Genomic DNA, 22,817 nt, shown 5'->3' with positions numbered 1-22,817 from the left:
TGATCGTGTTACGGTCTGGTCCATGGTGGAGGCCTTATCGGGACGCCTGACGCTCCCGCTCGGTGACGACGCGCACGCGTGGCTGATGGAGGGCCGTCGCCTTCCCCTGGTCGTCTCGATGCGGGGTGAGCTGGCACGGGACCCGGCGGCGGCGCGGGCGTGGTTCGCCGGGCAGTGGGAGACGTTCGACGAGCTGCTCGCCGAGCACGGCGCGCTACTCCTGCGCGGCCTGCCCCTCGACGGTACGGCCGCCTTCTCCGAGCTGATCGCGCACTATCCCCCGCACAGGGGCGGCTATGCCGGCGGGGCGACGCCGCGTGACGAGCTGGGCCGCAACGTCTACGAGGCGACCCGGGTACCGGCGGCGGTGGACATCAAGCTGCACCAGGAGATGGCCTACCTGCGCCACTACCCGGCGAAGATCGCGTTCTACTGCCGGCAGCGCGCCACCACCGACGGCGAGACGATCATCGGGGACATGCGCGCCTTCGGCCGGGAGTTGCCGGAGCGGTTTCTCGACGACCTCGCCGGCCGCGGCCTCGTCTACCACCGCAACTTCCGCGATCCGCACACGCCGCACGGCTGCGAGAAGTACCCGTGGATCTACCACGCCACCCTGGTCAACGGCTTCGGCACCGACGACCACGACGCCATCGAGGCGGACTGCCGCCGTCTGGGCATGGACGTCGAGTGGCAACCCGACGGCAGCCTGTCGACGCGTCTGGAAAAGGCCGCCTTCGCGGACCATCCGCGTACGCACGAACGCGTGTACTTCAACCACATCCTGACCCAGATCATGGACGGGCAATGGCTCGGCGACACGTACGAGGCGTATCTCGACCTGTATGACCGGGCCGGAATGCCACGGCCCTATCACGTCACCTACGGCGACGGCGGCCAGATCGACGAGGCGGACTACCGCGCGGTCGCCGACGGGCTCGCGAAGGCCGTCGTCTGCTTCCCCTGGGAAGACGGCGACGTGCTGCTCGTCGACAACGTCTACACCGCGCACGGCCGCAATCCGTACACCGGCTCGCGCGACGTCCAGGTCGCCCTCATCGACTGACCGCCGGCCGCCGCACCCGCGGAAGCCCGGTGCCGTCAGACGGCCAGTACGCGTACGCCCGCCGTCCGTACCGCCACGCACGACAGGAACAGAAGGGAGCCGGACCGTGACGGTCACCGACATGCTCACCGCCGCCGGCCGGCCGCCGGTCGCGGATCCAGACGAGCGCGTCCACCGGCGGCGGAAGCTCGCCGCGGCGCTGCGGCTGTTCGCGCGGTTCGGGCTCACCGAGGGCGCCACCGGCCACATCTCGGCCCGTGACACCGAGCGCCCCGACCATTTCTGGATCAATCCCGCCGACCAGCCGTGGGCGCGGCTGCGGGCGAGCGACCTGATTCTCGTCAGCCCGGACGGGACCGTCGTGGAGGGCGACGGGCCGGTGAATCCGGCGGGCGTGGCCATTCACGCCCAGCTGCTCGCCGCCCGCCCGGACGCGGTGTCCGTCGCGCACGCGCACTCCGTCGCGGGAAAGGCCTGGTCCGTGCTGCGCCGGCCGCTGGACCCGCTCACCCAGGACGCCTGCGCCTTCTACGGCGACCACGTCGTCGTCCCGTTCGCCGGCATCGTGCTCGACGCCCGGGAGGGCGAGCACATCGCCGAGGTCCTCGGGCCGGGCAAGGCCGCGATCCTCGCCAACCACGGCCTGCTGACCGTCGGGCGCAGCGTCGACGAGGCGGCCTGGTGGTATATCAGCCTCGACCGCCAGTGCCAGGTGCAGCTGCTCGCCGAGTCCGCCGCCGGCCCCCTCCACCTGATCGACCACGACACCGCCACCGCGACCGCCGCCGTCAACGGCTCCCCCGAGGTCGGCCGCCTCCAGTTCGCCCTGCTCTGGAGGCAGATCACCACCGAGGAACCCGACCTGCTGGACTGATTTCGCCGTATGGCCGGACAAACGCCGCCTGCGCCGCCCCGAAACGGTCTAGCCTGACTGGACGTGAACCCCGGTGAATCCCCCAGCGACGACCGGCCAGACGGTCCGGATCCTCGACCGCGCCGGCCCCGGAACAATCCGGTCGAGCAGAAGCCGCGCAACATCGTGCCCGGTACCGTGCCGGTCGAGCTCTTTGTCGCCCGTACCACCCGGGTGGCGGTGTTCCTCGCGTCGATCGCGGCCTATCCGCAGGGTTTCGAGGTGACGGTCGAGACGGCCGCCCGTTCGGACGCCCTGCCCGGGCTCCTTCTTCCGGGTGGATTCAACCAGCCCCCCGATCCCGCGCCGATCATCGCGTTCTGGGTACGCTTCGCCGACGACAGCGTCGAGGTCCGCTACGGCCCCAGCAGCGGGAACAGCTCCGAGGCGGTGCCGTTTCCCCGGGTCGGCGCCGGACCGCGCGGATCGGTCGTCGGGGTCACCTACGGCCCCGCCGGCGCGAACGGCGGAATCGACGTGCCGTTCCGCCACGTCCCCAGCGGACCGCTCGAATCCTTCGACGGCGTGCATCGCCATACCGAGCGGATCTGGGTGTCGCCGCTCCCGCCGCCGGGCCCGGTCACCTTCCTGGCGGCGTGTCCGTCGCGAGACCTGACCAGCGCCGAGGTCAGTATCGACGCGAGCGTCGTTCACAGCGCGGCGCAGCGCGCGGTCGAGGTGCTGTCACCGGCTCCGACGCCGCCCGGCACCGGGCAGCCACCGGCGGATCCGGCGACCGCGGCCACCGAAGTGCGCGACGCGTTCGCCCGTGCCTTCACCGGCGGCCAGGACGTGGACGCCGTGTTGGCCGCGGTGCAGGACGGCCCGCGGCTGCGGGACACGCTCCTCCAGGCCCGGGCCAACCAGCCCGTGGCCACGCGCACATCACGGCCACTCGTCGGCGAGATCGTGTTCCTGAGCCCCACCCGCGCGGCGGTGGAATTCCAGCTCGCCTACTCCGGAGCCGTCCAGTCCGGGACCCGGATCGGCTTCGCGGTCCTCGACGACGGGAACACCGCATGGCAGGTGTCCCGGGAGACCTACTGTGGCGTGCTGTCCTGGACCGGTGCGCGCTGCCCCCCAGCCTGAGCGTCGGCGTTGACGCCCTCGCCACAGGTAGATACGGTCAGATACTAAGTCATAATATTTAGATGTTTCCTGGTGATGGGAACTGCCCCGAGAGAGGACCCATGGCAGACAGCGGCACCGGCGGCGGCAGCACGACGACCTCCGCGAACGGCACGGCACCCGGCGCCGAGGCCGCGCTCGCGGTGGAGGGTGAGGCGACGCCCCTACGGGTGGAACGCGTCGAGCCGTCGATCGCGGTGCTCACGCTGTCCCGGCCGAAGCAGCTCAACGCGTTGACGCCGGAGCTCGTCGATCTGATCCGGGAGACCCTGGTCGAACTCGGCGGCGACGCGTCGGTACGGGCGGTGGTGCTGACCGGGGCCGGCCGGGCCTTCTGCGCCGGGCTCGACATCGCCCGCCAGGTCAAGCGCAACGAAGGTCGCGCACGGTCGTCCGCGGAGCGCTTCGCCAGCCAGGAGAACTTCGCGTCGATGGTGCGGGCCATCCGGGCGATCCCGCAGCCGGTCATCGCGGCCGTCAACGGGGCCGCCGCCGGGGCCGGCATGGGCCTCGCGCTCGCCGCCGACATCCGGATCGCCGCCGAGTCGGCCCGGTTCCACGTCGCCGCGGTGAAGATCGGGCTGTCCGCCGGCGAGTGTGGCATCAGCTACCACCTTCCCCGTCATATCGGCTCGTCGCGCGCCGCCGAGATCATGATGACCGGACGCCCGGTGGACGCCGCCGAGGCCGACCGCATCGGCCTGGTCTCCCGCGTCGTGCCCGCGGGCGAGCTGCTCGAGGCCGCGCTCGACACCGCCCGCGCCATCGTCGCCAACAGCCCGTTCGGCGTCATGCTGACCAAGCGCGCCCTGTGGTCGAACCTCGACGTCACCTTCGACACCGCCCTCGAGATCGAGAACCGCACCCAGATCCTCACCTCCATGTCGAACGACCACGCCGAGGCGATGCGCGCCTTCCTCGACAAGCGGCCCGCCGCTTTCACCGGCAGGTAGCGACCGGATCCGTGCCGCCTCGTGGCCGCGGCGTACCAAAGGCGGGATGAACGGCCGTCCCGCGGGCTCGACGACGTTCACGCCGCGTGCGAGTGGGTCGATGTGCGACACTCCGACTGCGGTCGCAGAGTTTTGCCCGGGCGGAGAATGTGGTCGCCGCGGGGTCAGCCGTTCGTCGGCGGCCTTCTGCGGCGCGCGGGAGGAGCGGTCAACGATGGCGGACGCCGCAGGTCGAATAGAGCTCGTGGACGTGCGCGGTCTCGGCTTGGACCAGTTACGCGACTCCCCTTCCGCCGCGCTGCGCGGCGGTGTTCACCGCCTGCTCCTCGACCGTGAACCGACCTGCGCGCGCGGCGATCAAAGCGGTGGTGGCGGCTGCGTACTTCAGCCGGATTGATGTGTCCTGATCCCATCGCCGCCGGTCCGGCAGTCACCGGTATCGGGGGCACGGTCGCATCACATCTGTTCTTGCCCGGGGACGTGGACAGCCTTACCTTCGGTACACTCGGTCCGGTCATTGTCCGAAAGCTGTTGGACGCCGAGACGAGCCATCGTCGGCTGGCATTCCGCGCCGTTCTCGACGCTCTGCGGGACCGGCCGGGCGCGGCCGGTCCACTGATGTCCGCCGACGAGGCATGGGATCTGCTTGTCGATGTCGAGCGTCGCAGACCGGCCGCCGTCAAGGTGGTGCTCGACTCCCCCTTCGCCGGGGCGTGGGCCGCCCGGCTGCTGCGCCGGCTGCACACCGGCGGTACGGAGGATGTGCCGCTATGGGTCGAGGTCGGCTACCTGCACACTATGGCGGCCTCGGCCGTCGTCCACGCCGGGGGCCCGCTCGACATCAGGGTGCCGATGCGCCAGGGCGTGATCCACCTGCCCACGCTCGGCCACACCCGCTTCGCCGACCACGAGGTCTGGGAGACCGCCACCGTGCGAATGTCGGAGCGCGGGGTGGAGATCATCACAGCCGCCGACCGCATCCTGCTCGAGGGAGTACCGGCACCCACACCCGCCGGCCCCGGCGGCCCCGGCGGCCCCGGCATGGTGGCACGTGCCGTCCCGGTCACCCAGGTATGGCGGCCCACCCGCGTGGCCAGCGCGGTCGGCGTCGTCCTGGAGGACGCCGATCCGTATCGCCTCACCCGGCACAGCGCGCCGCCGGTGTGGCTTCCGGCTGCCGACCTGCAACGCTGGGAACGCAAGCTGGCCGCGGTCTGGACGGTGCTGCGCGAGGGCCATCCGGGCCTCGCCGAGGCCGTGAGCGCGACGGTAGCCGCGATCGTCGCGCTGCCCGCAGCGGACCGCTTCCACTCCTTCAGCGCCAGCTCGAACGACGCCGTAGGCAGCGTCGAGATGTCCGAGCCCCACGATCCCGTCGACGGAGCCGCGACCCTCGCGCACGAACTCCGTCACGCGCTGCTCGGCGCGCTGTCCCACCTTGACGATCTCGTGGACCCGCGGGCGGCCCCGCGGCTGTGGTTCGTGCCCTGGCGCGACGATCCGCGGCCGACCCGCGGCGTTCTCCAGGGTGTCTACGCCTACCACGGCGTCACCGACTTCTGGCGGATCCAGCGGCGGCGCGCGCGGGGGGCCGAGGCGATGCTCGCCCACTTCGAGTTCGCCGTGTGGCGTCGCGCGGTGCTGGACATCTCCGCGGATCTGCTCCGGGACGGGCCGTTGACCGGCCTGGGACGGCGCTTCCTGTCCGGTCTGCGGCTCACCGCGCTCGGCTGGATCGGTGAACCGGTGCCCACAGAGGCCCGCCGACTCGCGGACCTCGTGCACGCCGACACGCGGGCGATGTGGCGGATACACCACCTGGTTCCCGAGCAACGCCTCGTCCACCGGCTCGCCGCGGCCTGGTCGGACGGCGCGGCTGTGCCGGCGGACGTGGTCGCGGTCCCCCAGCGGTTGCGCCCCGATCCGCGGGCACGAGCGCTCGACTCCCGGGCCAGGCTGGCCCGGCGCTGGCTGGCCGAGCGCGACGCCTTCCGCCGCGACGAGCGCGACGCGGTGATCAGCGCGGCGGACGCGGCGTTGATTGCCGGGGACGGCGTCCGGGCAGGTCGGCTCTACGCCAGGACACTCGATGCGGCCGACCAGACCGGCAGTGCCGACCGTCGAGACCTCGTCGGCCTCGGACTCGCTCTCGGCGAGCACACGACGGCGGGACGGGTGCTGCGGCGGCGTCCCGACCTCGTCCACGCCGTGGCACGAGCCGCGCCGCGCGGCGGCGGCGCGGCACTCGCCGCCTGGCTGTCGCCGTGCGGCGACGAGCCGTCGTTCTAGATCGGCACGGGGTCCAGGTCGCAGTCCAGGCGTATCCAGGCCACGATCTGGCGGGCGGCCGGATGCTCGCGCCCGAGCACCGCGTCCACCTTGCTCAGCGTCCGGGCCTGCAGGTCCAGCGCCTCCTCCGTGCGCTCCAGGGCCCGCAGGTCGATCGCGAGGTTTGCCGACACGGCCAGCGTCGAGGGATGGGCCTCCCCGAGCGTCGTGATCGCGCTCGACAGCGTGCGGCTGTCATGATCGTACGCCTCCTCGAAGCGACCCAGCATGTACAGGTCGCTGGCCAGGTTCGCGCCGGTGGCCAACGTCGACGGGTGCGCGTCGCCGAGCCGTTCGACGAAGGCGGCCAGCGTCCGCTCGTCGCGTTCGAGGGCCGCCTCGACCTGGCCTGAGAGCCGGTCGATGATCGCGAGGTTGACGGCGGCGGTCAGGGTGTGCGGATGGGCGTCGCCGATCCGGGCGGCGTACCGCAGCAGAGTTCGGGTGCAGACCGCGCGGGCCTCGTGCAGGGACCCCGCGTGCCGCAGGTCGATGGACAGGCCCAGGGCCGAGGCGAGCGAGGCGGGATGCTCACCGCCGTAGCGGTGGAACGATCGTTCTTCGACATCACGGGACAGCTCGAGGGCCGCGGCGTGGTTGCCGGCGCGGCGGTTCGCCACCGCCAGGTAGCGGCTCGAGTGCAGCCGCGCGGGATGATCCGCCGAGATGCCCGGCTTGCGTCGGTAGCGAGCGTCGATCTTCTCCTGCTCGGCCAGCGCGCCGAGGTAGTCCCCGAGCTCACGGCGATCGACGTTGAGCCCGGTGAGCGTGTTGAGCGTCTGGCTGTCGTCCTCCCCGAACAGGCGGGCCTGGCGCTGCCAGGTGTCGTCGGCCAGCGTCGCCGCCTCGGTGAAGCGACCGAGCAGCCGCAGGCATACCGCGACGTTCTGCGCGGTGGACAGCGTCTGGGGATCGTCCGAGCCGAAGTCCCGCGTGGCGCGGGCGTAGGCGTCCTCGGCGATCTCGAGCGCCGCGGCGAACTCACCACGCCAGCGCAGGTCGGTGCCGACGCTCCCCATGAGGATGTTGGTCAGCTCGGCGTCCGGACCGTTGACGCGCCTCGACAACTCGAAGGTGCGCCTGTTGATCTCGGCGGCCTCGGCGTAGCGTCCCACGGCGACCAGACCCCAGCCCACCCGCAGGCCCATCTGCTGGGTGTACGGATCCTCCTCGCCGAACCCCGCCTCCCAGGCATCGTAGACGAGCCGGGCGAAGTCGCTGCTGCCCTGGTGATCGCCCCACGACCAGAGGTAGTCGCACAGATTGAGCAGCAGCTGGCGAACCCGGGGGTCTCTGCACCGCTCGGTGTTGGAGGCGACCACATGCGGATAGAGATCGGCGTATGACGACCACAGGACCGAGTTGGAGGGGTCGTTGGGGTCGCTCGCCGCGAGCAGGACGTGGGCGCCATGGCGCATCGTCCCCTGCTGCTCGGGCGTCATCCGGCCGATGAGCACCGCCTGGACCAGACGGTGCATGACGATCGAGTTGTCCCGATGGTCGATGCGCGCCAGCGCGTACCGGTTCACGTCACGGATGGCCCGGCTCAGTTTCACCGGGTCGCGCAGCGCCTCGTCGAGCGCCGGCGAGATCTTTTCGTTGTGCGCGCGGGACAGCAGCTGCCGGGAGATGGGCGCCGGCGCGAAAGAGGCGCAGACCTGCAGAAGTTCCAGAGCTGCCGGATTGCTCTGCGCCAGCCGGTCGAGCGCGACGTTCCAGGCTGCGGTCACCGGCTGGGGATAGTCCGCCGGCGGGGTACCGAGCAGGTCGGTCAGTTTGTCCTCCAGGAGGCGTAGGTACTCCCCCGCCGACATACCCGTCTCCGCTCGCCAGGTCGCCGCGGTCTCGATCGCGAGCGGCAGGTCTCCCAGCGCCGCTGCCACCCGGTCGGCGTCCGCGTCCGCGAGCGGCGCGCCCCGGCTGCGCAGCAGCTGGACGCTCTCCTCGCGGCGGAACACGTCCACCTCCAGCGGGCGGCTGACATGCGCCCAGCTCGGATCGCGGGAGGTGACCAGGATGCGGCCGGTCGCGCTGGCTGGGAAGTACTCCCGCACCGACTGCGGATCCTCGGCGTTGTCGAACACCAGCAGCCAGCGCCCGTACGGATCCCCCAGGCGCAGGGCCTCGACGACGCGGCGCACCGCCACGGTCGCCTCGGTGCCGACGTCCAGCCCGAGCCGCGCGCCCAGTTCCGTGAACGCGTTGCCGATCTGCACCGACTGTTCGGCCGGGATCCACCAGATGACGTCGAAGTCCGACAGATGCCGGTACACGTACTCGGTCGCAAGCTGAGTCTTGCCCACCCCGCCCATGCCCCGCAGCGTCTCCGGCAGCACGGTCGCGACGCCCTCGGCCAGACGGGTGTCCAGGTCGGCGAGCAGATCCTCGCGACCGGTGAAGTGCGGATTACGCGGAGGTATGCTCCCCCAGATCCGGGGCAGCCGGCCGGGACCGGGAAGCGTCGGAACGGGCAGAGTCGCGCTCAGCCTCACCCGCCCTCCCTCCGGCCGGTCGCGCGCCGTGACGCCCTCGGTGGCTTCCGTCCTGCCGCCCTCTTGGTGGGAACTCATGTGCTCCACCCCGGCTGCGCTGCCCATTGTAAAAGTACTATCACTCTCTGTTGTATTAGCCGGGCCGTGTGTCGCCCGGCCCACCGGGACAGGTGGGCGTCTCTGGGGATCGTGAGGACCGGGCGGCGCGTCGCCCGGCGTCGGCGCGGTGGGGCGTCCGTCGTGGTCGACGAGGCCCAGCGCGTGGCAGACCCGCACGACATCGGCCCGGCTGAGCGTGCCGCGCAACATCCACCGCGCGGGCGTGGCGATCGCGAACCTGGTGACCGCGTCCCCGGCCCGACCCAGCCCGGCCCTGGGCGCGAGCAGGCCGGCGGCGAAGACCTCGGTCACGTCCCGGCGCTCGGCGCCGGCGATGCCGGCGATCGTGCACAGGCCATGGTGGTCGACGGCCTCGACCGCGGCCAGCAGACCGGCCAGTCGCCGCGCGGCCGGCGACGCGGCGGCCGCGAAATCCGCGAGACGGTCGGGTGGCGGCGGTGGTGCATCCTCCCGCTGCCGGGGCAACGGCCCCAGGTCATCGGCGATCACGGCGGTCGTCTCGAACCAGACGGGCTCGGTCGCGGCGACGTAACGGGCCCAGTAGGCGATCCACTCGACGTCGAACCCGATCACCGGCACCGGCGTGCCGGCGCGGGCGGAGACCTCCCACGGTGCCTGCGCCCCAGCGCCAGGATCCGTGTCCGTGTCCGTGTCCCCGTCGGCGTCAGGTCGAAGTCCCGCGTGGCGCCAGAATCGGATCCGGCCCGCGGCGCCACGGCCGGCACCACGTATCCGCACTCGGCGGGCGCCCAGGTCGGTCCAGCGCCACAACGGTGCGTTCAGGACGTCGAGGATGGCGACCGGACCCGCGTCGGCCCAGTGCGACAGGACCGCGGCCATGTCCCCGCCGCGCCAGGCCGGTCCCAGCCCGTCCGTGACCAGCCAGATCACACGACGTCCCACCGCCGCCCGCCAGCTCGGCGCACCCCGCGACGCGTCCCCGGGCAGGCCGCCGCGCAGGCGCATCCGGCCGTTTGGCTCGTCGGCGACGAGGCGGGCGATGGAGACGTGATCGAACGCAGGCTGGCGGCGCAGTAACCGGGCCAGGCGAGGAACGGCGTCGGCCCACACCGCGAGGAACGTCGGACTGGCGTCGACCACGAGGAGCAGATGCCAGCCCCGCCGGGCCGCCGGCCCGCGCCGGCGTGGGCGGCCGCGGACGAGCGTCTCGGCGTCGGGCCGGGTGAACGACCGGACCTCCCGGCTGACCAGCGGGCCGAGCGCGCGGGCCAGCGCCCGGGAGAAGGCCCGCTCGTCGCGCACGGCCGGTGGCAGCTCGGCGTGGACCGGGACGGTCAGGGCCCGCAGTCGCGAGGGCTTGTCCGGCTGGTCCTCTCCCTCGGCCGGCGCGCGGTCCTGGTCCCGGTCCGACGGGTTCGCCGATGGCCAGACGCCCGTCATGGCATGCTCGGGAAGGTCTCGTCGGCGGGAGCGGCCCACACCGCGTCGATCACCTCGAGCCCGCCGTCGCCGTCAAGGGCTCCGGTCAACGCCAGCTGGGCGAGGTCCACCAGCTGATCCACGACGAGACCCGCCCCGGCGGACCGGCGTGCGACGAAGCGGTCGACCAGATCGGCGAAGCGGGGATCAGGCCCGAAGCGACCCTCCAGCAGCCGCCGCAGCGTCTGCGCCGACGGTGCGGCGGACCTCACCCGCACGCAGCGCCGCCGTAGGGCGGTGGGCAGCTCCCGATCGTCGAGGACACTGATCACGATGATCGGGAACTCGGCGCACTGCACGACGTTCGAGTCGAGCGTGGTAACCCCGCCCGGATCGTCCGTCGCCACGTCGGCGGCGCCCTGCGCGGACATCGCCGCGGCGAGCAGGCCAGGTACCCGGATGCGCCCCCCATCAATGACCTCGACGAGATCGTCGGGCAGGTCGACATCGGCCCGGTCGAGGCCCTCCACCAGCAGTACCCGAGGTCGCCGGCGCGCGAGCAGGGCCGTAGCCAGGGGCCCGAGCCGCAGCGAACCGTCCGCCACCTCGCCGGCGGGCGGGCGGAACAGGGCGTGGACGAACCCGGCCTGGTCATCATCGAAGACACCGTCGCGCAGGAGGGTCCGGCCGTTGACGGACCATCGCAGCACCCTGCCGAGCCCCAGTTCCCGCGCAATCAGATACGCCAGCTCGCGCCGCCCCGATCCCGCCGGCCCGACGACGACCAGGGGCCTGCGCAGCGCGATGCCCGCGTTGATCGCGGGCAGCTGGCCGCGGTCCAGCAGCGCCGCGCCCAGATCGGCGCGACGGCGGGCCGCCCGCTCATCCTCCTCCGCCGGCGTCGACAGGTCGTTCGGGGCCGCGGTGAACCGACGCGACGGCGGAGCCGGCGGCCACTGCACGGCCTCTGCTCGCGGCTGGCCGGTGCCGTGAACCAGCCACCACGCCGGCGGTTCGCCGCCCTCGACCGGACTACCGGCCGGACGGCGACCGGTCGACGTCCGGCGGACCGGGTAGGTGTCCTCCCGGCCGTCGGGGATGCTGGCGTTCGTGCGCAGGACGCCATCGTCGGCGCCCACCGCTTCGACGCCGTCCGCGATCACGACGCCGCCACGGGGGCGGGCCGGGTGACGGCGGCGGGCGATACCCATCCACCTGCCGGCGGCCGTTCGGTCCGCCTGGCGGCGCCGCCGGCCGTCGGCGGCCGGTCCGCGTCGTCGTACAGGAGGGTGACGGCGTGCAGGTGTGCACCCAGCGGATCGGCGCTCTGGTCCAGCCGGGTGAGGTTCTCGGCCCGCAGGCGGTGGGGCAGGTCCCGCGGTTCACCGTGGACCAGCACATGGTGCAGGTCCGCGTCGATCGCCGCGCGCCCGGACTCCGGACGCTGCCAGGCGGCCACGGCGACTCCGGCCCTCAGCGCGTCGACGAGCTGGCGCTGTGCCACCGAACCGGGAGTCGGCGGACCGCTGAGAACCACCACGGTGATCCCCCGCTGCGCGTCCAGACCGAACGGCCCGATCCGTGCCGCCTCGACCACGACGACGTCACCGGGAGCGGCCTCGCTGTACGCGGCCCACCGCTGCTGCCAGCGCCGCCGCGCCAGATCTGACCACTGCAGGCGGTCGAGGCTGCGCAGCACGATCGCATAGTCCTGGAGGAGTAACCGACGGGAGCCGTCCACCTCGCGCGCCCATCCGCAGACGGGAAGGGCCAGGTGCTGTGTGGGCAGGGTGAGCTCGACGAGCAGATCGATCGGTTCCCCGACCGGGATCTCCGCGGCGACCACCGCCTCGGCCTCGTCGAGGATGGCCGCGGTGACCTCCTCGAACCGCTCGGTGCCGGCCTGGCGGGCGGGCCCGAGCCAGGCCGCCGCGGACCCCGTCCAGCGCAGCGTCCAGGAGGCATGATGATCATCGGGCCCTGGGCCCATGGGCTCGAGTTGCAGGGTGATGACGCAGGCGTGCCGGCGCCGGGCCAGCGCGGGTGCCAGCGCGAGCCGTGCGCTGTGCAGCTGCGCGGAGAGGTCGGACCGATGTACCTGACGGTAGAGCCAGGCCTCGACCCGTACCCAGGTGCCCGGCGTGAGCAGATCCTGGCAGCGCAGCAGGAATCGGACCGGGGGCGTCAGCTCTCCCGGCGCCGGCACCCGACTCGCGGCCCACACGAACTGGTGCCACGCGGTGGCGCAGTGGCGGGGTGTGCGCGACGGACTGCAGGCCTCGTGGAACGCCCACGTCCCCCGCCGCGCGGTGACGGCCGTGAGCTCGTCGCGCAGGACCTCCCAGAGCGTGCCCAGGTCCTCGGCGACGTCGATCGCGTCCCACTCATCCCGCAGCCGGCACAGGCGGTCCGCCAGCGGCGAGTCGGGCCGAAGATCCCCCACGGCGTCCACGAGGGCGCTGACGCCGCCCGGCAGGTCGTCGAAACAGCCCTGGACGAGCCGGAGATACCAGTCCCGGTCGACGTGGTACTCCGGGAGCCGAAGCCGCCACCCCACGCGCCTTTCCAGCCTGCCGACCAGCAACATCCGGACCTCGACGCTACGCAGGTCCGGTTCTCGTTCGAGCATGTCGACAACGGCCATGATGAGCGTTTCCCGGTACGCACGCGACGCATCGCCGTTGGCCACGATTCCCCCGAATGATGACAACGCGCCCGTCGACGGAAAAGCGATGCGCGCCCACCCGTCAGGTACCACGCGCAACGTCGCCGCAGCGCGCAACGTTCCTTCCCGCGGTGGCCATTGTGCCGCCAGTGACGGTACGGGCGGGGAGGCCGGCGCGGCGCGCATTCTCGAGTACGCCAGGTCAGGTGCGGTAGGCCGCGAAGACGGCGTTGTCCGGAAACCGGGCCGCCGCGACCGCCAGGACACAGCGCCGCCCATCGGCCAGCAGGCCGTGCCGAAGCAGCCGCGCCACCTCCCACCAGAAGGTGACAGCGTCGTGGTCCGGCACGGGAACACGCTCGAGAGGAAATCCGGCGTCCGCGAGCAGGTGTCGCGCGGGGGCCCCGTGACCCGCCGCGCGGGCGAGCTCCCGGATTTCCACCGGGGTAAGACCCCGTCTCTCGCCATCCGTGGGGTGCGCCTCACCGTCGGGATCGCCCCTGGTGCCGACGTCAACGCCCGTCTCCCAGGCGGCGCCAAGGCGCCGCAGCTGATGCGCGAGCGAGGATCCCGGCCGCAGGTCGTCAACAGCGTCCACGAGGACGCCGACCCCCCCTGGCAGACCGTCGGCGCAGGCCTGGACCAGCAGGAAGCACCAGTCCCGGCCGATGGGCGCCTCCGGGAGATACAGCCGCCGCCCGCTGCGTCGCTCGATCTGCTCGAGGAGGAGCCCGCGGGTGCCACTCAGGTGCAGATCCGAGCGACGCTCGAGCGCGTCGACGATCCTCATCAGGAGCTCGTCCCCCGCCGACGCCGCGCCCCTCACCCCATCGGTCACGGAGCGGTCAACACGGCGAGGCCAGAACGGATCACCTATGGCCACGACCCTCCCACCCCCCGAACAATCGCGGCACAACACCTTGGGTAACGATCCACGCCGTCCACGAGCGGTCCTCGTGACGGCATGCACCAGGCCAGTCTCCCGCCGACCGGACCGATGATGCAATATGCAGCGGACCGACGACGCACCGGGGAGTCGACCGGCAACGGGAACTGGTCGATCAGCCCGAGGGAGTGCTCGCGCGCCCAGCCGTCCGCCACCTCCTGGGACGGGACGTCACCGACCTCGACCGCGCCCGGCAGGCCATCCTGCCAGCGGCGCAGGCCATCGGTGCTGACGCCCGGCCGGCTCCAGACCGCTGCCGCCGCGGCGACGAGCGGGTGTGGATCGGCCAGCAGCGCCGCGGCTCCGCGAGGGGGCCGGGAACGACGGCCGAACCGGAGATGCCGCCGCCGGCGGCGACACACGGCCAGCCCTGGCCCCGTCGTCATCGAGGTTGGGTGGGGTGCTCGCCGTCGACGGCGGCGGTGTGGCCAGCCGGCCGAGGCGGCGACCGGCGACCTGGATCAGGATTCCAGCGGCGTCAGCCCGCGACGCCGCTGGCGTCACTCCCACGCTCGGCGCCAGCCACCTCGGGGTGAGGCCGTTCAGGTGCGCACGGCGGCGGCCGGTGCGGGGTCCACGGCCGGCGCACCACCCGCCTCCCCGTCCGCCTCGCCGCTGGTGCCCAGGTAGGCGGCGATCGTCGCCGGGTCGTTGCGGACGTCCGCCGGCGTGCCCTCGCAGATCTTCTCGCCGAAGTCGAGCACCACCACGCGGTCACAGTACGTCATCACGAAGTTCATGTCGTGCTCGATGACGAGGACGCCCATACCGAAGGTGTCGGCGAGCTGGCGCACCAGGACGCCGAGCTCCGCGGTCTCGACCGAGGACAGGCCGGCGGCCGGTTCGTCCAGCAGCAGCACGCTGGGCAGCGTCGCGACGGCCCGCGCGATCGCGAGCAGCCGGCGCCGGCCGTAGGAGAGATCCTGGGTCTGGCGGTCGAAGTCCGCCGCCAGCTCGAAGTCGGCCACGGCGGCGAGCACCTGCGGCGGCAGCTCCGCCCTGTCCGGCGACACCAGGTCGCGCACGTAGGCGGGCAGGCTGCGCTCGTCCGCCGCGGTGCGCAGGTTGTCGCGGACGGTCATGTCCTCGAACAGTTCCAGGGACTGGAACGAGCGGCTCAGACCTGCCCGGTTGCGCCGGGCGGCGGACAGGGCCCGCAGCGAGCGCCCGTCCAGCCGAATATCACCCTCCGTGATGGGCGTGAAGCCGCTGACGGCGTCGAGCATCGTCGTCTTGCCCGCGCCGTTCGGACCGATCAGGCCCACGACCTGGCCGGGCTCGACGCGGAAGCTGACGTCATGCACCGCCCGCACCGCACCGTAGCGCACCGTGATGGAGTCGACCTCCAGCACGCGCGGCGGGACGGTCTCCCGCCGGGCCACCGCATCGCCGGCGGCGGCGGGGATGCCGCCGTCCGCCGTCGGAGCCCGGGAGCGAGGGGCCCGCCGCAGCAGCGCCGCGGGCGAGGGCCGCGAGGGAAGGGACGGCAGCGACGGGAGCCGGGCCGAGACGGCGCCGATCTGTCTGCTGACCTCGGCGACGATGCCGTTCTGGTTGCCGATCAGCAGCAGGATCAGGATGACGCCGGAGATGAGCGGCAGGTAGTCACTCAGCCCGGAGAAGATCGCGTCCGAGACCTTGGTGCCCACTGACCCGGAGGCCAGGGTGCCGCCGGGGATCGGCCCCAGCACGTACCCGATGCCGCCGATGGCCGCGTTGCCGACCGACGTGATCGAGCCATCTGCCGTGAACGTGCTGAACAGCAGCGAGTGGGAGCGGAACCCGTCGACGATGCCACCGAGGGCGGCCAGCGCCGAGGACAACCCGAAGGCGTAGACCTTGGCGCCGGCGACGTCGATGCCCAGCGCCGCGGCGGCTCGCTCGTTGGTCCGCACGGCCAGCAGCTGCCGGCCGGTCCGGCTGCGGCGCACCTTCGCCACGAGCAGCGCGGCCAGCACGAACACGACGAACGCGAACGCGGCATAGCGGCTGGGATGCTCGGAGGCGTCGATGTTGAACCCGAACAGGTGCCGGGCGCCGACCTCGATGCCGGCCACCCCGCCGGTGGCCTTGGCGTTCTGGAACAGCATGTACTGCACCGACGCGCCGAGCCCCAGGGTGATAATCGCCAGGTTGACGCCCCTGGTACGCAGGGCGGGCAGTGAGAAGGCCATCCCGATCGGCACCGCCGCGAGCACCGCGACCACCGCCGCGAGCTCGAACGGCCAGTGCGCGGAGGCCACCAGCCGCCCGGCGATGTAGGCACCCACGCCGGACAGGGCGACCTGGCCGAGCGAGAGCTGCCCGGCGTAGCCGGTGACGACCACGATCGACAGCAGGATGAGGCTCGCGACCATCGTGCCCGTGACCGCGTCCGCCCAGGTCGAGGACGCGGCCTGGGTGATCAGGACGATGGCGACGACGGCCCCGACCAGCAGCCGGCCGACACGCACCCGTCCCGAGCCCACCTCGGGCTGGCGTTCGTTCATGAAGTCGCGCAGCGGGAGCGAGCGTCCCCGCAGCGTCATCATCACCATGATGACCAGGAACGGCGCCGCCTGGGACAGGCCGGTGACGTTGCCGTACCTGGTCAGCTCGCTCTGCAGGACGCCCATCGCGATGCCTGCGGCGAAGGCGATGCCGAAGGAGCGGAAGCTCGCGACGACGCAGACGGCCAGCGCCGCCAGCAGGATGCCAGTCGGCGCGCCGACCTGCAGGCCGATGATCGGCACGATGAGGATCGTCGCCGCGCCGGCGAGCGCGGACCCGATCACCCAGTTCACCGCGGCGATGACGTCGGGCGACCAGCCCAGCGTCGCCGCGGCCCGCTGGTTCTGGGCGACCGCGGCGGTGGCCAGGCCGAACGTCGTCCGGCTGTAGAGCGCGAGCGCCACGCTGACCGCGGCGGCGATCGCCAGCAGCAGCAGGCGGTCGGACGTCACGTCGATGTCACCGAGGTGGATCAGCTTGGTGGGCAGGGCGCTGTCCACCAGTTCGGTGGTGTCCGCGTAGCGCAGGACGGCCGCGGCCTGAATGATGATCATGACGCCGAGCGTGGCGACCAGCCGGATGAGCGCGGACGCCCGCCGCAGCGGGCGGATGACCACGAGATGGGTCAGCAGTCCGACGAGTCCCGAGGCCACCACCCCGGCAACGAAGGCGACCGGGTAGGTCACGCCGTGGTTGGCGTTGAGTTCCCAGGCCAGGTACGCACCGAGCATTCCGATGGCACCGTGGGCGAAGTTCACAACGCCGGATGCACGATAAATCAGAATGACGCCGCTCGCGGACAGAGCGTACATCGATCCGATACCGAGACCGAGTAAAGCGAAGCGCAGAACTTCCGTCACGCGACACCCACCTCCTCTCTTCGTTGCCGGGGGGCGGACTGGTTACCGCAGGTCCCGCAGCAGCGGGGCGACCTGAATGAATTCCTTACCGTCGGCGACGACCTTGCCGTCCTCGACCTTTCCGGGGAAGACCGTCGCGTTCACGATGCGCGGAATCGACGAGATCGGCCCCGGCTTGCTCCAGTTCAGCGGCGGGGTCAGCCCGCCGGTGTCGAGAGCGGTCGTCCTGCGCAGGGCGTCCGCCACCGTGTCACCGGTGACGGCCGACAGGCCCTTCGTCACCTTCTGAAAGATCTGGAACGTCAGCCAGGCGGTGCTGTTCTGGTCACTGACCAGGGCGATGTCCTTCTTGTGGCTGCCCGCGTACGTGTCGATCGCGTCGCGGTAGCCCTTCCACAGCGGCGAGGTGGTCGGCGGGTACCAGCCGTCGGTCAGCATGCCCTCCGCAACGCCGCCGGTCTTGTTCAGCACGGTGTCGTCAATGCCGCCGACGAAGTTGATGAGCTTCGGCTTCTCGCCGGACTGGGCGAGGCTCTTCAGGAAGATCGCGACCTGGCCGGGGGCCGTCACGAAGGCGACGCAGTCGGAGCCGCGGGTCTGGGCCACCTGCGGCGCGAAGTCGGTGGCGGTCAGCGGCAGCCGGATCGGCCCGACGACCTTGAGGTTGTGGGTGGCCGCCGCCAGCTTGAACGTGTTGGTCGCCGCGTCGGCCGCCGGGTTGTCCGCCTGCGCGACCGCGACCTGCTTGCAGCCGGCGTCGACCGCTCGCTGCGCCTCACCCGCGGTGTTCGCGTACGAACCGCCGCTGATCGGGAAGGACCACTCGCTGGTGTACTCCGGCGCGGTGAGCGGGGTCAGCCCGATCATCGGAATATGCGCCTGCTCCAGCACCGGCACGGTCCGGTTGCCGAACTGGGTGAAGGAGCCGAGAACCGCGACCGCCTTGCTCGAGACCGCCTGGCGGGCGCACTGCTCGGCCCGGTTGGGATCGCCCTGCGCGTTGCAGGTCTCGAGGACGATGCGGTGACCGTTGATGCCGCCATGGTCGTTGACGTAGTCCGCCGCCACCTGCGCGGCATAGGGAATTCCCGGATAGTTGATGGCCTGGGTGTTCCATTCCGACCAGGTCATCACCTTGACGTCGGGACCGGTCAGGTTCGCGCCGGGCTTCGCCTTGGCACCCGCGTCACCACCACCGCCGCTGCCACAGGCCGAGAGCGCCGCGAGCGCTGTGACGCAGACAGCCGCTAAGACGGGCTTCACGCCTCTCATCGGACTGACGCTCCCGCTAAGACTTCCGTGATCATTCTGGACTCCAGTCCCATGTCCCGCGCCCCCGTCGACGCGTCCGCGATGGTCGTGTCAACCCGCGAAACCCGCCGCTGGGTACAGCGGCGCAACCGGGCGCCAGGCATGCGCGCCACCCCGCTGGACGGTGTGGATCCGCCTTCCTGACCGCCCGGAACCTTCTCTGTAGCGAAGGCCACTTCGCGATGCCGGAACCATAGCGGCCACCTCGACCGACGGCAAGACCTCCCGCCGATCCGGTTCGAGGCGGCGCGGGAGTGGGGCAGCGATCCGGTGCGCTTCCCGGACCTGAGGATCTGCGTGTCCGAGGGTGGCATCTCCTGGGTGCCAGGCCTGCTCGACCGGATGGGCCACCTGCTGCGTCACCGCGACAACAAGGCGTACTACGGTCCGCGGTTCGGCCTGGACATCACCCCGACCGAGGTGCTGCGCCGCAACTTCTGGTTCTGCGAGTTCGCCCGGGACTTCGACAGCGCCACGGTGGCGACGCTGGCGCCGCGTTGGGGGAGGCCGGCTCGTTCGGCTACACGCCGATGCGGCTCGAGCACGTCGCCGGGCAGATCGCCGAGGTCATGGCGTCGCCGATGGTGTTCGAGTACGTGAACCTCGTCGGCCCGGCGCCCTGCCCGAGGCGCGGTAACCGCGGTCCGCGGGCATCGGAGCATGCCCGCGGGCACGGCTCGCGACTGACCCGCTGCTACACGTGAGCCCCCGGGCCCTCCGCTCGCCGCGGGTGCTCGGCTCCGTCGGCTCCGTCCGCGCTGGTCGGCGTGTGGCCGCCGAGGGTCGCGGCGATCCGCCGGGCAGCCGCGGTCAGAGCGCGCAGGATGACGGGCACGTTGCGCTGCGCGATGTCACCCGGACGGCCGACGACGCTGAGCGTCAGTGCGGTTCGGCCGTCAGCGCAGAACACGGGTACGCCGACGACGTCCTGGCGGTGCAGGGTGCTGGTGCGCTGGCCGAGGTGAGCGTACTCCTCGTCGCGCACCAGGTCCGCCATCCGTACCGCGATGTCGAGCCGCTCGTGCTGGGTGGTGGCGCGCGCGAGCTGGACCGCAAGCCTGATCACCAACTCGCTGATCGTGCCGTCGAGGGCGACGATGTGGCCCTGCTCGCGGGTGATGCGCAGGGCGTCGCGGTAGTAGCGGACCTCGTCCGAGTCCTCGTCGAAGCTGAGCCGTTGCAGCCACGCCAGGATCGCGTCGTCGGGCTCCCAGGCCATGAACAGCCGGCCGAGCGGCGGCGCCATCGGCCCCCGGAAGCCCTTGCGGCTGTCCGGGGTGACGTGGGGCGACGCGATGTCCTCCAGGACGAGGAGCTCGTCGCCGGCCCGACCGCCGATGATCACGCCCAGCTCGAAGCGGCGCATCAGGGCATCGCCCTCCTGGCGGGCGGCCAGCAGGCCGGGGTACTGGGCGAGCGCGGCGGCGCCGATCTCGACCACCGCCGGCCCCAGCGTGTACGTCTTGGCCGGCTCGTGGCGCAGCAGGTAACTCGCCTCGGTGAGCGCCATGACGATGGAGTGACAGGTGGAGAGGTTGACGTCGGCGGCGCGCGCGAGCTCGGAGAGGGTCAGTGCGTCGGCGGGTCGGGCCGCCAGCTCGCCGAGTATCCGCAGAGCGCGGTCGAGCGCCGGAACACTCTTCGCCACCTGTCGCCTTTCTGTTCGTTCTGCCTGATCTGCGCCGGGCCGACTCCCTGGGCAACAAGACAGGCGACAACGGCGTGCCGCGTCGCGATCGTACTACCGGACGGGCCCCCACCCGATCCTAGATCCTTCTCCCTAGGGAAGATATCTTTCGCTAAGGGAAGGAGTGTGGCACCCGGCTGGTCGGCGGACCTGAGGGAGGGCGCATGAAGGCAGGGGCGGTCGTACTGCTCGGCGGTCCATCGCAACGTGCCGGCTGTCCTGGGCCGGCGGACGCTGCCCACCGCCGGACTGAGGTCGCCGGCGCGCCGGCGACCCCCGCCTGCGCGGGCTGGAACAGCAGTGGACCATGGGCACGGGCGCCTGCTGGACGACGTCGTCGGGTCAGGAGGCGTCGTCGGGTTCGGTGATCCAGGCGGAGAAGACGGGCAGGCCGTCCCAGGGGCCCGGCGCGGCGGTACCGGTCGACGGGATCTGGTGGCGCGCGACCGCGACGACGGCATAGGGACGGGCGAAGCGCAGCTCGGCGACCCGCGTGCGAAGGACCTGGCTCAGCCGCCCGGCCCACGGGCTCGTGGCCCCCAGATCGGAGGCGGGGGTCAGCCGGTAACGCCAATACCAGCTGACCCTGGTCGCCAGCACCGACGCGAGCACGATCACGACCCGCGGGCCTTCGCCCTGCGCGGCGAACGCGGACATCGTCGGTCACGACGTCCGCTGGCGGGCGAATAGTTGGACCGACGCAATGGTGGTCGGTGTGGCTCGCCTCGCCGGTTGATCGGCGGGGTCAGCGGGAGCGGAAGGGGGCGGCGAGCTGGCCGAGCCAGCCGTTTGGCATGGGGTCGGGAATGCCGTAAGCGGTGGGCATGCGGCGGGGAAGGTAGCTGGTGTGGAAGAGCCAGTCCCAGACGGAGAGGATGGCGCCGTAGTTGCGGTTCACCGCGGCCGGCTCGTAGGCGTGGTGCCAGTGGTGGAAGGCAGGGGTGACGAGCACGGCGCTCAGCGGGCGCAGGGTCAGGCGGGTGTTGGCGTGGGCCAGGAACGGAAAGTAGAACTGGAACGCCATGAAGGCCACCGAGAACGTCAGGTCGAAACCGATCGCGTAGACCGGGGTGACGGTCACGAGCAGATTGATGATCTGATCGAGGGGGTGGCCGCGGCTCGTCGAGAGCCAGTCGAGGCCGGTGCTGGAATGGTGCACCGCGTGCAGCCGCCACAGGACCGGAATCTCGTGCAGTGCCCGGTGGCCGGCGTAGTTCGCCAGGTCGGCGATGAGGAGCAGGACGACGAACTGGAGCCAGCCGGGCTGGGCGAGGACGACCCGGCGCAGCTCGGCGGGAAAGGCCGCGTGCGCGGCCGGGCCGAGCACGCCGAGCGCCACCGTGAAGGCGATCGTGATCGGCAGCCGGTTGGCGAAGCTGTGCACGACGTCGACGGTCCAGTCGCGGCGCGGTGGGCGCCGGACCAGGGGAATGAGCTGCTCAAGCGGGAAGAACACCAGCGCGCAGATCGCGAACCCGATCACCAGCCGGGGCCGCTCCACCACGCCCAGCACGACGGCCGCCGCGACGACCAGCCCGGTGAACGCACGCCGCGCCGACTCCCACCGGCTCCCCAGGAACACCACCGACCCGTCCGATTCCATCGGCATCTCCAACCCCAGCGACATCTCAGACCCAGCAGATCCTCGGGTTCGCGCCGCCTCCGGTGCGCCGGGGAACGGGCCGCCCGATCGCACGGCCCATCCCCCGGCGGCGCCGGGAGCAGGGAGCGAAGGGGCTACCTGGTCGGGCCCGTGACCGGGTTGATCACGATCGGACCGCCCTTGATGGGACCGCCGACCCCGCCGCCGATCGGCATCACGCCGGCGTCGGAGGACGCGCCACGGAACCATTCCGGGTGGGTCACGGACAGCGTCCCGCCAGCCAGGCCGACAGCGAGCATCGCGATGAGGAACATACGGCCGACGGTGTTCTGGAAGAAGGTCTGTGCCGTAGCCATGAGGATTCCTTTCATTCCCTGGTCTGAGCGCTCCGGAGGCATCCGGCGAGGACGCTCACACCAATCGAAGGAACTCGGCAGACCCGGCCCGCCGAGGATCACAACAGCCGGTCCAAAGCAGGGATATCCCGGCCGTCGTAGTGACGATAACCCATCTTGCTCGGCGGTACGAGGACGATCCGCACTGCGACACCCATTGTTCACCATAAAATCAGACGGACCCGACGGGCTGGCGGTCCACGACTATCCAGCTGTTCAGCCGAAAGGATTTACGAACGTCCCGCCACCACAATTCGGGAAGGACTGCGGACGCATTCCGGGGGCACGAACCGGTGCCAAGGAAGACACGCCGCGATCCCGTGGGCGGGGCACGGTGCCCCCCGCGCCTCGGCCAGACGCCGTCAGGAAAGGCCAGGCATAGGTCCGGGAGACATCAGCGGGAGCGAGGGAGCCCGGCTGGCGGGTCAGCGCGAACGTGTGGGGGCGTCCCGGCGACCCACCAGCCGGGCTCCCTCGCTC

The 22,817-nt window shown here is 71.7% G+C and carries 17 protein-coding genes; 7 read left to right on the top strand and 10 right to left on the bottom strand.

The features are described 5' to 3' along the window. The first annotated feature begins 22 nt into the window (after window positions 1-22). The 6 genes from C1A33_RS28240 to C1A33_RS28220 all read left to right on the top strand — a co-directional run bounded on the left by C1A33_RS28240 (window position 23) and on the right by C1A33_RS28220 (window position 6,349). Window positions 23-1,066, top strand: a complete 1,044-nt coding sequence (locus C1A33_RS28240; protein ID WP_101834863.1) for a TauD/TfdA family dioxygenase — start codon at window positions 23-25, stop codon at window positions 1,064-1,066. A 106-nt stretch (window positions 1,067-1,172) separates the two neighbouring features. Continuing rightward, entirely contained in the window at window positions 1,173-1,940 is a 768-nt protein-coding gene (locus C1A33_RS28235; RefSeq protein ID WP_207770547.1) for a class II aldolase/adducin family protein, read from the top strand. 165 nt (window positions 1,941-2,105) lie between these two features. Continuing rightward, window positions 2,106-3,068 (top strand): MTB12 C-terminal domain-containing protein, encoded by a 963-nt coding sequence (locus tag C1A33_RS28230; protein WP_133150865.1) that lies wholly within the window; start codon window positions 2,106-2,108, stop codon window positions 3,066-3,068. Window positions 3,069-3,169: 101 nt separating this feature from the next. Next, window positions 3,170-4,060 carry an enoyl-CoA hydratase/isomerase family protein gene (locus C1A33_RS28225; RefSeq protein WP_101834860.1) on the top strand — a complete coding sequence of 297 codons (891 nt, stop codon included), beginning with the start codon at window positions 3,170-3,172 and terminating at the stop codon, window positions 4,058-4,060. Window positions 4,061-4,274: 214 nt separating this feature from the next. Next, window positions 4,275-4,457 carry a hypothetical protein gene (locus C1A33_RS34400; protein ID WP_133150864.1) on the top strand — a complete coding sequence of 61 codons (183 nt, stop codon included), beginning with the start codon at window positions 4,275-4,277 and terminating at the stop codon, window positions 4,455-4,457. Between the two features lie 134 nt (window positions 4,458-4,591). Further along, complete coding sequence (locus C1A33_RS28220) at window positions 4,592-6,349, top strand: HEXXH motif domain-containing protein (protein WP_243408020.1); 1,758 nt, start codon at window positions 4,592-4,594, stop codon at window positions 6,347-6,349. Here C1A33_RS28220 and fxsT read toward each other — a convergent pair. From fxsT to C1A33_RS28190, 6 genes are all read right to left on the bottom strand, one after another. Beyond that, window positions 6,346-10,401 (bottom strand): FxSxx-COOH system tetratricopeptide repeat protein, encoded by a 4,056-nt coding sequence (fxsT, locus tag C1A33_RS28215; protein WP_101834856.1) that lies wholly within the window; start codon window positions 10,399-10,401, stop codon window positions 6,346-6,348. The genes C1A33_RS28220 and fxsT overlap by 4 nt on opposite strands. Further along, complete coding sequence (locus C1A33_RS28210; RefSeq protein WP_133150863.1) at window positions 10,398-11,543, bottom strand: MoxR family ATPase; 1,146 nt, start codon at window positions 11,541-11,543, stop codon at window positions 10,398-10,400. Before C1A33_RS28210 ends, fxsT begins: the two co-directional genes overlap by 4 nt. Continuing rightward, a complete protein-coding gene (locus C1A33_RS35375; protein ID WP_165818623.1) occupies window positions 11,540-13,024 on the bottom strand; it encodes a VMAP-C domain-containing protein in 1,485 nt (494 codons plus the stop codon). Before C1A33_RS35375 ends, C1A33_RS28210 begins: the two co-directional genes overlap by 4 nt. A 223-nt stretch (window positions 13,025-13,247) precedes the next feature. Further along, complete coding sequence (locus C1A33_RS28200) at window positions 13,248-13,835, bottom strand: effector-associated domain 2-containing protein (RefSeq protein ID WP_133150862.1); 588 nt, start codon at window positions 13,833-13,835, stop codon at window positions 13,248-13,250. A gap of 698 nt (window positions 13,836-14,533) precedes the next feature. Then, window positions 14,534-17,341, bottom strand: coding sequence for a branched-chain amino acid ABC transporter permease/ATP-binding protein (locus C1A33_RS28195; protein ID WP_101834848.1), 2,808 nt, complete (start codon window positions 17,339-17,341; stop codon window positions 14,534-14,536). 42 nt (window positions 17,342-17,383) lie between these two features. After that, on the bottom strand, window positions 17,384-18,604 hold the full coding sequence (locus C1A33_RS28190; RefSeq protein ID WP_165818622.1) for an ABC transporter substrate-binding protein: 1,221 nt from the start codon (window positions 18,602-18,604) through the stop codon (window positions 17,384-17,386). Between the two features lie 345 nt (window positions 18,605-18,949). On the opposite strand from C1A33_RS28190, the gene C1A33_RS34395 reads away from it, so the two are divergent. Further along, window positions 18,950-19,252 (top strand): hypothetical protein, encoded by a 303-nt coding sequence (locus C1A33_RS34395; RefSeq protein WP_133150861.1) that lies wholly within the window; start codon window positions 18,950-18,952, stop codon window positions 19,250-19,252. Window positions 19,253-19,346: 94 nt separating this feature from the next. Here the strand turns inward: C1A33_RS34395 and C1A33_RS28180 are convergent, their stop codons facing one another. The 4 genes from C1A33_RS28180 to C1A33_RS28165 form a co-directional block, all read right to left on the bottom strand. Further along, entirely contained in the window at window positions 19,347-20,300 is a 954-nt protein-coding gene (locus C1A33_RS28180; RefSeq protein WP_165818621.1) for an IclR family transcriptional regulator, read from the bottom strand. Window positions 20,301-20,681: 381 nt separating this feature from the next. Next, the gene (locus tag C1A33_RS28175; RefSeq protein ID WP_101834841.1) at window positions 20,682-20,996 is read right to left on the bottom strand and encodes a hypothetical protein; all 315 of its coding nucleotides are present in this window, start codon (window positions 20,994-20,996) and stop codon (window positions 20,682-20,684) included. Window positions 20,997-21,084: 88 nt separating this feature from the next. Then, the gene (locus tag C1A33_RS28170; RefSeq protein WP_133150860.1) at window positions 21,085-21,942 is read right to left on the bottom strand and encodes a sterol desaturase family protein; all 858 of its coding nucleotides are present in this window, start codon (window positions 21,940-21,942) and stop codon (window positions 21,085-21,087) included. Window positions 21,943-22,076: 134 nt separating this feature from the next. Then, on the bottom strand, window positions 22,077-22,298 hold the full coding sequence (locus C1A33_RS28165; protein ID WP_101834837.1) for a hypothetical protein: 222 nt from the start codon (window positions 22,296-22,298) through the stop codon (window positions 22,077-22,079). Window positions 22,299-22,817: the final 519 nt, after the last annotated feature.

It is taken from the genome of Frankia canadensis (assembly GCF_900197875.1).
In the GTDB taxonomy this organism is placed as follows: domain Bacteria; phylum Actinomycetota; class Actinomycetes; order Frankiales; family Frankiaceae; genus Frankia; species Frankia canadensis.
Note: the sequence above shows the minus strand (reverse complement) of the source record. Positions and strands in the feature narration are given on the sequence as shown.